The sequence below is a fragment of the Klebsiella sp. HMSC16A12 genome (assembly GCF_001808265.1).
Taxonomy (GTDB): Bacteria; Pseudomonadota; Gammaproteobacteria; order Enterobacterales; family Enterobacteriaceae; genus Klebsiella; species Klebsiella pneumoniae.
On record NZ_KV792557.1, the window covers coordinates 1 to 792 of the forward strand.

General features: G+C 49.0%; 1 protein-coding gene. It reads right to left on the reverse strand.

Annotated elements, in window-relative coordinates:
* A partial coding sequence (locus HMPREF3140_RS06415) for a type II restriction endonuclease (RefSeq protein WP_267283806.1) occupies positions 1 to 792 on the reverse strand: 792 nt, incomplete at both ends.

Consider the following 792-nt stretch of genomic DNA (forward strand, 5'->3'; position numbering starts at 1 on the left):
GTTTATCACCACCGACTATTTGCAACAGTGCCGTCTTGACTGCCAGCATGCGCAGATTTTCTACGGGAAACTCAGTATCGTGGTAAGCCCCTGCGGAAGGGAAAAGGAAATCGGGTTTTTTATTACCTTCTGTGATGGCCTGCGTCGCAAAGTGTCGCAGGCCGTGCTCAATGAATAGATGCTCCAGGTGCAGTTCCAGCGACTTCCCGGCTCTGGATTTACGGCGATTGCTGACAGAATTGGCCAGCGCAATAAATTCATCCACAGAGCCAAATCCTTTCCGGATGATATCCAGAACATGCAGTTCCTCAACCAATAGAAATATGTCGTACTCCACGCGCCGGCGGTCAAGAAGTTGCTCATCCGGATCAAGGGAATTTTTCACATAATGGCTGGCTGCATACTGAATAATTTCACTTCCCGACGGAAAGCGCAGGTGCCAGTCTTCAGGTAGAATATATTTATGATTTACTGGCGCTTGCTGTAGAGATAGTCCGCCTAGAATCTGTCCTGCGGGGCCGGATATTAGCGCTCCGGGTATAACTTCACCAATAGCGGTCTCAATGACGTCCTCTTCATCAGTGCTGGCGCATACCCAAATATTTACTTCCTTACAGTCCCCCCCTTGCTCATCAAGCTTGAAAGCCAGGAGCGTCAGAGCCCCTGTATTTTCAGGATTCTGAAGTGGGCTGCCTCTACCCCAGCGGGTAATCCTTTTTTCATTCCGGGTTTTACCAAAATGACGGCTGTTATAATAAATTGGGCACTGTTGCAAAGTTAGCGATGAGGCAG